The organism is Alkanindiges illinoisensis (genome assembly GCF_004377485.1).
Lineage (GTDB): Bacteria > Pseudomonadota > Gammaproteobacteria > Pseudomonadales > Moraxellaceae > Alkanindiges > Alkanindiges illinoisensis_A.
The window spans coordinates 88,359-98,264 of the sequence record NZ_SNTY01000005.1; the positions used below are offsets into that span (position 1 = coordinate 88,359).

The 9,906-nt window shown below is 47.0% G+C and carries 9 protein-coding genes and 1 pseudogene; 2 read left to right on the forward strand and 8 right to left on the reverse strand.

The genetic code is table 11. From position 1 onward, the window contains the following. Window positions 1-26: 26 nt before the first annotated feature. The 6 genes from E2B99_RS00855 to E2B99_RS00880 form a co-directional block, all read right to left on the reverse strand. Entirely contained in the window at window positions 27-803 is a 777-nt protein-coding gene (locus tag E2B99_RS00855; RefSeq protein ID WP_134243118.1) for a hypothetical protein, read from the reverse strand. Beyond that, complete coding sequence (locus E2B99_RS00860; protein ID WP_134243119.1) at window positions 804-2,351, reverse strand: 2-isopropylmalate synthase; 1,548 nt, start codon at window positions 2,349-2,351, stop codon at window positions 804-806. It lies immediately after the preceding gene. Window positions 2,352-2,491: 140 nt separating this feature from the next. Then, window positions 2,492-4,417, reverse strand: a complete 1,926-nt coding sequence (locus E2B99_RS00865) for a M48 family metalloprotease (protein WP_134243120.1) — start codon at window positions 4,415-4,417, stop codon at window positions 2,492-2,494. 68 nt (window positions 4,418-4,485) lie between these two features. Next, window positions 4,486-5,082: a LemA family protein gene (locus tag E2B99_RS00870; protein ID WP_134243121.1), complete on the reverse strand. Its 597-nt coding sequence runs from the start codon at window positions 5,080-5,082 to the stop codon at window positions 4,486-4,488. A 171-nt stretch (window positions 5,083-5,253) separates the two neighbouring features. After that, window positions 5,254-5,628, reverse strand: a complete 375-nt coding sequence (locus tag E2B99_RS00875) for a DUF962 domain-containing protein (protein WP_134243122.1) — start codon at window positions 5,626-5,628, stop codon at window positions 5,254-5,256. Between the two features lie 192 nt (window positions 5,629-5,820). After that, a complete protein-coding gene (locus E2B99_RS00880; RefSeq protein WP_166738954.1) occupies window positions 5,821-6,957 on the reverse strand; it encodes a GNAT family N-acetyltransferase in 1,137 nt (378 codons plus the stop codon). A 142-nt stretch (window positions 6,958-7,099) separates the two neighbouring features. Here E2B99_RS00880 and E2B99_RS00885 point away from each other — a divergent pair, with 142 nt between their 5' ends. Continuing rightward, on the forward strand, window positions 7,100-7,414 hold the full coding sequence (locus E2B99_RS00885; RefSeq protein WP_134243124.1) for a DUF3144 domain-containing protein: 315 nt from the start codon (window positions 7,100-7,102) through the stop codon (window positions 7,412-7,414). 109 nt (window positions 7,415-7,523) lie between these two features. Here the strand turns inward: E2B99_RS00885 and icd are convergent, their stop codons facing one another. After that, window positions 7,524-8,780: an NADP-dependent isocitrate dehydrogenase gene (icd, locus tag E2B99_RS00890; protein ID WP_134243125.1), complete on the reverse strand. Its 1,257-nt coding sequence runs from the start codon at window positions 8,778-8,780 to the stop codon at window positions 7,524-7,526. A gap of 202 nt (window positions 8,781-8,982) precedes the next feature. On the opposite strand from icd, the pseudogene E2B99_RS00895 reads away from it, so the two are divergent. Further along, window positions 8,983-9,504 (forward strand): annotated as a pseudogene (locus tag E2B99_RS00895) (pseudouridine synthase); the annotation flags it as partial. A gap of 41 nt (window positions 9,505-9,545) precedes the next feature. On the opposite strand, the gene E2B99_RS00900 reads toward E2B99_RS00895, so the two are convergent. Continuing rightward, on the reverse strand, window positions 9,546-9,906 hold a 361-nt coding region (locus tag E2B99_RS00900), incomplete at its 5' end, for an IS5 family transposase (RefSeq protein ID WP_134243127.1).

Here is a 9,906-nt window from a genome sequence, read left to right on the forward strand (position 1 = left end):
ACTTTTTAAAAATAAGCTCTATGTGGCTATTTTTCCTTTAAGAGTTGCCACAGCAACCGTTTTTTGAGTGGTGCTTCAATCAGCTCCGATAAATGTGGCAAGCGCTCAATCCGGTCAGGACAAACCTCATCAGCCAGTTCACTCATGATACCCACGCGCTTGTCCAAACCCAGCCGGAACAAGAACCCATTCAAGGCAGCTTTGGAACCTGTCATACGCTGCCAGCGTTGCCCTTCAGACAAAGGCCATGAAAAATGGCTAAGCTCCGGCTGACGGAATGCCAGCAGGATATTTTTCCATAATGTACTTAACTGCGGGTTTTGTAAATCTGCTTCGTTCACCAACACAATCCACTGGTTAATTTCACAAGCCTGCAAGCGAAAACTATGCAGGTTCATCGTAGCAGCAGATTCTGCTTCAAAATGACTAATATCCTCTATAGCATTATTTTCAGTGAGCTGATCAACCTGATCAGCATTACTCTTGGCCACCAGCTCAGACTGCAATACTGCCGCCTGCACTGCTTCAGAATGATGATCCAGATTTGCTGGGGCTTGACTAACTCTGGATGTGGCATTAGTGTCAGCAGGGTTTTCAAACTGATTAGAATGGCTGGCAGCTTCATTAAGCAGAGAATTTGCTACAGCTACTTCAGCATTATTAGGTGCTAATTCATATTCATCGTTTGCGTGACGCCATAATTGTACCGTTGGCGCAGATGCAGATTTTGTTGCAACAGCCCGGGGCACCCATTGACGGATGCCAAGCGCCGATAAAATAGCTCGCTGCCGGGCGTCATGCATTTACATTACTTCTTCGGTTTGCGGGTTGGCCTTGCCTTCGGTGGTTAGCCAGTTCAACGCATCCAGATAAGCCTTGGCACTGGCGATTACAATATCCGTATCAGCACCCTGACCTGTAACGATGCGTCCGTTTTGATTTAAGCGCACAGCTACTTCACCCTGACTGTCCGTGCCGCTGGTAATGGCATTCACCTGATACAGCTCAAGGCTGGAGCCGGATTTTGCCAGTACTTCAATGGCCTTGAAAGTTGCATCCACCGGGCCAGAACCGCTCTGGCTGACCGGCATGTCCTTGCCATCAATTTTAAGCACCAGATGCGCACGCGGAGTCTGGCCAGTTTTACTAGTCACTTCCAGCTCTACCAGTTCAAAACGCTTGATAACATCCGAACCCTGATGGCCTGCAACCAGCGCATGTAAATCTTCATCAAAAATTTCGCTCTTACGATCAGCCAAATCCTTGAAGCGTGCAAACAGTTCATTCAGGTGCTCATCAGACTCGATGCCAATGCCCAACTCATCCAGACGGGCACGGAATGCAGCACGGCCAGACAGCTTGCCCAGCGTCAGCTTGTTGGTTTTCCAGCCCACATCTTCAGCACGCATAATTTCATAGGTTTCACGGTGTTTTAAAATACCGTCCTGATGAATGCCCGATTCATGCGCAAAGGCATTGGCACCGACAATGGCTTTATTGGGCTGCACCACATAACCGGTAATGGTCGACACCAGACGTGAACTGGGCACAATTTCCTCGGTACGAATATTGGTGGTGACATCATAAATATCACGGCGCACGCGGGTGGCCATGACAATTTCTTCCAGCGCGGCATTGCCTGCCCGCTCGCCCAGCCCGTTGATGGTACATTCCACCTGTCGCGCCCCGCCACGCACAGCTGCCAGCGAGTTGGCGACGGCCATACCCAGATCATTGTGGCAGTGCGCCGACCAAATTACCTGATCCGAATTGGGCACTTGTTCCAGCAAGGTTTTGAAACGCTCATAAATCAGCTCAGGCGTGGAATAACCCACTGTATCGGGCACATTAATGGTTTTAGCACCCGCCTTGATTACTTCATCAAAAATCCGCACCAGAAATGGCACTTCTGAGCGAATCGCATCTTCGGCAGAAAATTCCACATCATCGGTGTATTCACGTGCAATCTTAATGGCCTTAACCGCTGCTTCAATCACCTGATCCTCACTCATCCGCAATTTATACTGCATATGAATGGGACTGGTCGCAATAAAGGTATGCACACGCCCACGATTGGCAGCTTTAATGGCTTCACCAGCACGGCGGATGTCTTTTTCATTGGCACGTGCCAGCGAGCAAATGGTGGAGTCTTTGATAATGCTGGCAATGCTTGAAATGGCATCAAAGTCACCAGGACTGGCTGCGGCAAAACCGGCTTCAATCACATCAACACCCAGACGCTCCAGTTGCCGTGCGACCCGGAGTTTTTCTTCCTTGGTCATGGCAGCACCGGGACTTTGTTCCCCGTCACGCAAAGTGGTATCAAATATGATTAAACGGTTGCTAGTCATGGCTACCTGTCCTTATTGATCAAAAACGCATGGGATGTGGCTAACGCAGCAACATCGCAACTTAAAAAAGATGCTTATTGTATATTGATTTGCAGGGTTAAGCTTAAAAATTCAAGGTTGAATCGTGACGACTCCCTGATTTAGGAGCTGATCTCAAGCGCAATTTTTCTGGCGGTATAATCAGCCAGCGTTTTGGCTTCAAATCCCATTCGCCAGTAAAGCAGATCCAGCACATCCTGTTCTTCCTGACTAATCACCGTGTCTGACCATAAACAGGTTTCGGCGGCTGCCAGAATATTCATACGCTCACGCTTGAGCAGGCCTGCCAGCTGATGCAACACCTGTCCAAGATTAACCGGGTCACCAGTGATCCGTTTCTTTTGTGCGGCTTCAAATTGCCGCGCTGACAAAATTGTTCGTAAAACCCGCAAACGGGCCTGTGCAATTTGTTCAGGTTTCAGCTTTTGTACATGCAACAGTGCCTCTACCAGGAAAGTAATGGCTGGGCCACAATGATCCAGCGAAACCGGCACTATAGGTGGTAACTGATTGAGCTTGGCTTTAACACGCTCCAGCAATAGCACATCCAGTAAGCCAATATGTCCATCAAGCTGGATAATATCAGCCAAACGTGACAAGAACTGTCGTGCTGCACTAGCGGGTAATTCGCCCAGCGCATCCACTCCTTGCAAAAAAATACTGGTATACAAGCGCGGATCAAGTCTGGCCAACGCCTCAACAATGGCACGGCTCACCTGCTGCTTTTCCGGCTCACAGGCAATCTGCTGTCGTAACGCTAAAATGGCTGCCAGCAATTCACGGCAACCTGCTGAGGTACTCAGTGCCCGCTTGATTACATCGGGCCGTGCGGCATTCTGACGCATCTGCGGATTTAAGGGCTTGATAGCATCCTTGATATTTACCGTCACCGGATGCAGGCGAACTGTCGGGAGCGGTAATGGCGGATGCCACTCAATCGGCGCAACTTCCTGTTTCTGCTCCAGTGACAGCACTTCTTTTTGTACCGCCATTTCTGCTTCAATCTGGTCCACCTGCTTGCGTGCCAGAATACGCTCCTGCACCTTGGCGCGCCGTAATGCCGCTGGACTAATCTCACAAATTCGCTGATCAAGCTCAGGGTGCGTGGCAAACAGGCTATTGCTATGCAGCGCTTGACCAAAACAAAAATGGCTAATGGATTCGGTATAAACCCCATGTAACTGGGTGCCAATATGATGGGTACGAATTCTTAGCAAGGCCTGAAGCACGCCATTGGTGCGGGTAAACTGCATGCTGGAAGCATCAGCCAGAAACTCACGCTGGCGTAAAATGGCAAACTTGAGCAAACGGGCCATCAGTACGCCCAAACTACCAACCAGCCAGACCAGCCCACCAATCGCAATAAATAGCGCATCCGCATGTCGGTTGCGTTGGACATGCCGTTGCAGGGAAAACCCGGTCTGGGCAATCCAGCTTCCCAGCTGGCTTACTGTAAGCAGTCCGGCAACCCAAGCCACCAGGCGTAGATTAAGCTGGGTATCACCATGCCGGATATGGCTATATTCATGGGCAATTACGCCCTGTAGCTCATGGCGATCCAGCGTCTGTAGCATGCCCCAGGTGACTACCAACGCCATGTCCATCGCGCGGTAACCCGCCACAAAGGCATTCACGCCCAGCTCATCATCCAGTACATAGAGCGCTGGCATGGGCACACTGGACGCTACCGACATTTCCTCAACCACATTTTTAAGCATGCGTTCTTCAGGCACTGTGGTTTCAAACTGGATACGGCGCGCCCCCAGACGGCTGGCCAATGCCCGTCCGCCCTCGCGTAAGCGATAAGCTTCCCAGAGTGAACCGCCCAGAATTACTACTAGCATACCGGTAATAATCATGGGTGTGAGTGAATGCATAATCAATGAGCCAGATTGTTCAAAGGGATATAGCACCATGCCAACCAGCAGGTTCATGACAAAAATGGTAAAGCCCACTGCCAACATAAACAATATTAGCAATATCAGTGTGTAGCGCTTTGCCTGTTCCTGCCTGCCCCAGAAGTCCACGTTATTATTCCTGTTCGTGTTGTTTAATAGTCCAGTTTAATAGCCTTAATCTAACAGTTAACAACAACCTATAAACTGATGCGCGGTGCGGTACGTACGGTTTTAGGGTCATCCAGTACCAGCAGCTTCATTGGCTTAAAGCTAAATCCACCGGCAATAAAATTACTGGGAAACATCTCACAGGCATTGTTGTAAAACATCACCTGATCATTATAGGCCTGCCGTGCAAAACCCACCCGGTTTTCAGTACTACCCAGTTCTTCCATCAATTCCTTGACCACGCTGTCAGCTTTAAGCTCAGGATACTGTTCCATCACCGCAGTGAATTGCGCAAGACTGTTGCCTAGGCGTTGCTCGGCCAGTCCCAGTTTTTCAACCAGTTCAGGCGATTGATAAGTACCACTGGCAGCCAGATTACGCTGCGCCTGTACCGCAGCATCACGCGCCGCAATCACCCGTTCCAGCGTATCTTTTTCATGACTCATATAAGCACGGGTGGCTTCCACCAGATTGGGAATCAGGTCATGGCGGCGCTGTAACTGCACATCAATCTGGGAAAAACCATTACGGGCCGCATTGCGTTTGGCAACCAGTCCGTTAAACAAACCAATAATGTAAAATACGCCACCCAAGATGATGGCCAGAAAAATAATCCATCCCCACATTGTATGAATCTCCTTCTCTTATTGTGTAATCGGTTTTCCTATAATGCCATAAAAAATAGCTGGATAACGCACTTTTATATCTATAAGAAAAAACGGACTACTACCCCAGGCAATAGTCCGTTTTTTAAAAATAATCAGGCTAAACGGCAGTAGTAGTACCTATGTTACTACTCAATTTACCTTGTCATACCTCTGGTGACGCAGGCTAACCCGGCCACGGCACACGTCACTGAGCATGCGCCAGTCAGACACAAAACTGTATAAGGGCTGTTTAAAAGAGGCTGGCTTGTTTTTTTCAAAGAAAAAATGCCCAACCCAAGCACAGGCATAGCCGGTCACAATCCCTCTTAGCAAATAACGCTTGCGGCCTGTTTTAATGGTCTTATAAATCCCGTATAAACCGGCAATACTGCCTAGCGCGTGCAAGCGGCGGCTCATCACATTGCTATGTTCAGTCAGGTAAAACCGGTAAAACTCGCCATAATTGCGAATTGGCATGGCTAATGGCTGACTTGATGATTCTTTGGTTGAGACGGCTTGATTCATTACTATACTCCTTCACTGTACTGCCCGGGCTGTCTTTAAACAGACAGTCTTTACGGCTCATATCTGACTGAACTCAATCTCAGTTAATAAACTGGCTTTAAAATACGCAAGCGGCTGGCTTTAACTCCCGATAGTACAACTTGTGATCTATCAAGTCTGTTTAAAGGGTGTACTGGCGAGTGCGGCCTGATATTAGTTATCAATATACTCTTTTTCCTGCACACAATAGTTCTGCACTGCCTGCATAAATTCAGGGCGCGCTAGCCAGTGTACCGAATAGGTATATATAGGTGCAAAACCGCGAATCAGTTTATGCTCACCCTGTGTGCCCGGATCAAAAAACTGTAATTGCTGTGTAATGGCGTACTCAATTCCCTGATAGTAGCATACCTCAAAATGCAGGCAATCTACCTGCTCTACTGCACCCCAGTAGCGTCCATACAGGGTCTGTTCATCCTTAAAGAACAGCGCCGCAGCAATTCCTTGCTCATCACGGCTGGCTTTGATCAGTAGTATCTGCTTGGGCATCTGCGTTACCAGTTGCCCAAAAAATTCACGGCTTAAATAAGGATGCTGACCACGCACATAATAGGTATTGGCATAACACTGGTAGAAAAAATTGATGTCTTCGTCACAAATATCAGCACCTTCAATCCATTGTACGGTAATTCCCTGCTGGATAATTTTCTGACGCTCAACCTTAATGCTTTTACGTTTTTTGGCAGTTAAAGCAGCTAAAAAATCATCAAATTGCCCATAGCATTCATTTCGCCATAAAAATTGGCAATGATAGCGAATAGCCACGTTAGATTGTGTTTGGAAGAAATCCAGCAGAGGCTGGTCTATAAATAAACCATGCCATGACGACGCCTGCTGTTGTGTGGCAATCGCCTGTATGGCGTCAAAAACAGTGGGCCAGACTTCTTCAATATGATAACCCTCGGCCAGTAACAAGCGCTGGCCAGTAACCGGGGTAAAAGGCACACTGCTAACCAGCCGTGGATAATAATTTAAGCCATGTCGTGCATAGGCATCTGCCCAGGAGTGGTCAAATACATACTCGCCACGATGATGGGTTTTAATAAACAGGGGCAAGAAAGCCACCGGGTGCCCTGCATCTTCCAGCAAAATATGGGAAATCTGCCAGCCCGTATGCAGGCCAATGGCATGCTGCTGTTCAAGCGCTTGCCAAAAGGCCAGTTGCAAAAATGGCTGGGCTGGTGCCACAGTACCAAATAGCAGTGCTGCTTCATCTACAGATTTTAAGTAGCGCACCTGATACGCCTGAGTTTGATCATTAGCATATTGATTTAACTGCTTGTGCTGCACCCTGAACACCCCTTAAAACTGATCGTTCAAGTATTGAAGCGCGCCCATAAAATGTAAAGATGCGATTGGTGATGAATGTGATGGAATTCCAGTAAACGTTGGCTCAAAATAGAACTTCCATGGTTAATAAATTATTGATGCAATGACTGATATAAAGAATCCAGATGCTGGCAATGAAATCAAACCCAATGATTTTTATGATCGTGTAGATGCCCTGATTCATATAGCCAACCAGCAGTGCAATCAGGTAGATAAAGGCAAAGTCAGTGCTTCCTTTTTATTTGCCGCAGCACGCTTTAATAGTTGGGTCAGTGCTTCTGGCTTTGAAAATAGCGAACTCATGCAGGCGAACCGGCAGGAACTGGTGCAATATTTTGTCCAGCAATACCAATCAATGCTGGAAGATAATCTAGATGAGTTTATTAGCAATTTTTCCAGTTATCAAAAAGGTAAATAGCCTTTATTCAAGGCAGTTTTACAGTTTGGGTTAAACGCAAAGCCATAAAAAACCCTCAGCCAATCATCTAACTGAGGGTTTTTTTATTTACTATCACTAACTGGAAGTATTAATCTTCCATATTATGGATAATTGCATCACCAAACTCGGAGCAGCGTAGCAAGGTTGCATCCGGCATTAAACGCTCAAAGTCATAGGTGACTGTTTTGGCTTCAATCGCACCGGCAATACCCTTGATAATCAGGTCAGCGGCTTCGGTCCAGCCCATATCACGCAGCATCATTTCTGCCGACAGGATAATGGAACCCGGGTTTACCTTATCCTGGCCTGCATATTTTGGTGCTGTACCGTGTGTTGCTTCATAAACGGCAATTGCACCACCAATGTTGGCTCCCGGAGCAATACCAATACCGCCCACTTCGGCTGCCAGCGCATCAGAAATATAATCACCGTTCAGGTTCAGGGTTGCAATGACTGAATAATCTGCTGGGCGCATCAGGATTTGTTGCAGGAATGCATCTGCAATCACATCCTTAATGATAATGTCCTTGCCAGTTTTCGGATTCTTGATTTTAACCCACGGGCCACCCTCCAGCAGCTCCCCACCAAAGCGCTCCATGGCCAGCTCGTAGCCCCACTCTTTGAACGCGCCTTCGGTATACTTCATGATGTTGCCCTTGTGCACCAGCGTCACAGAAGGCTTGTCATTATCAATCGCAAACTGAATGGCTTTACGCACCAGACGTTGAGTACCTTCTTTGGACACTGGTTTCACACCAATACCGCAATTTTCATCAAAGCGGATTTTGGTTACGCCCATTTCCTCTTTAAGGAATTTGATGACCTTGATGGCTTCTGGTGAACCGGCTTTCCATTCAATACCGGCATAAATATCTTCCGAGTTTTCACGGAAAATAACCATGTCAGTCAATTCAGGATGATGAACCGGGCTAGGTACACCCTTGAACCAGCGCACTGGACGAACACACACGTATAAATCAAGTTCCTGGCGCAGTGCCACGTTCAGGGAACGGATGCCACCACCAACCGGGGTAGTCAGCGGGCCTTTGATGGAAACCACAAATTCGCGCAGGGCTTCAAAGGTTTCTTCCGGCATGTAACTGCCATAAATACGGTCAGCCTTCTCGCCACAATAAACTTCCATCCATACGATAGATCGCTTTCCGCTGTATGCCTGTTGAACTGCGGCATCAACAACCTTAATCATCACCGGTGTAATATCAACACCGATACCATCACCTTCAATAAACGGAATGATTGGATGATTGGGGACGTTCAGTGACAGGTCTGCATTTACGGTGATTTTGTCGCCATCTGCAGGAACCACGATCTTCTGATAACCCATTGTACAGGTGCTCCCTTTTTCTAGTGATTAAACTCTTTCAAATGTAAAAACTAACATGTTTTGTTGCGCATCTACATGTACTATATGTTAAACATTTCTGCATGTTTTTGTGATTTAAAAAACAAATATCTATATTTTCCTGCGTGATAAAACACCCTGAAACACGTTGTTTTTACACCAGAACTTCATTTTCCGGATCAAAATGGCCCAGATTGTCCTGTTTAACAAACCTTTCAATGTACTTACCCAGTTCCGTACTGATGACGAGCGTATTACTCTTGCACAGTTTATTCATAATAAAAATTTACGGGTGGCCGGGCGTCTTGATTATGACTCTGAAGGCTTATTGCTATTAACAGATGACGGCCAGATTAACCAGCAACTAGTTCATCCGCGGGCGCGGCAATATAAAACCTATTTGGTACAGGTGGAAGGAACGCCAACTGATGCAGCTTTGCAGCAGCTCCAGCAGGGTGTGGTGTTAAAAGATGGGCTTACCCTGCCTGCCAAAGCAAGAGTCATTGATGAACCGGATTTTTTATGGCCACGCAATCCCCCTATCCGCTTTCGCGCCGCCATTCCGACCACATGGCTTGAAATTCAGATTTGTGAAGGTAAAAACCGTCAGGTCAGACGTATGACTGCCGCCGTAGGCTTACCGACCTTGCGCCTGATTCGAAGCAAGATAGGGCCATTTTTGCTGGAGAATTTGCAGCCGGGAGAGTTAAAAATTTTCGATACGCTAAAAGATGTTAGGGCGTGTCCTCATTTGGCTTTACACCAAATCAACATGCAAGCAATGTAAATCATAGACTGATAATTTCGTGCAAGCTTATCAAATCGGGTTGCAATAGCACGGAAATGTTTTAGTCTCGCAAAAGCATTTTCAACTAAATGTCTTAATTGATATAGATATTTATCAAACTCCTTATTCGATCTCTTACTATTTGATCTCATTGGAATGATGGGAATCATATCCTTGTTCTGGGCACATATTCTAATGTGCTCAGCATCATACCCCTTGTCAGCAATGAGATAAGTTGCCTCGCCTACAGTATCAATCAGTTGTTTTGCAACTTGACTGTCGTGGACGTCACCCCCAGTGATTTTAAAATCAATCGGTAAT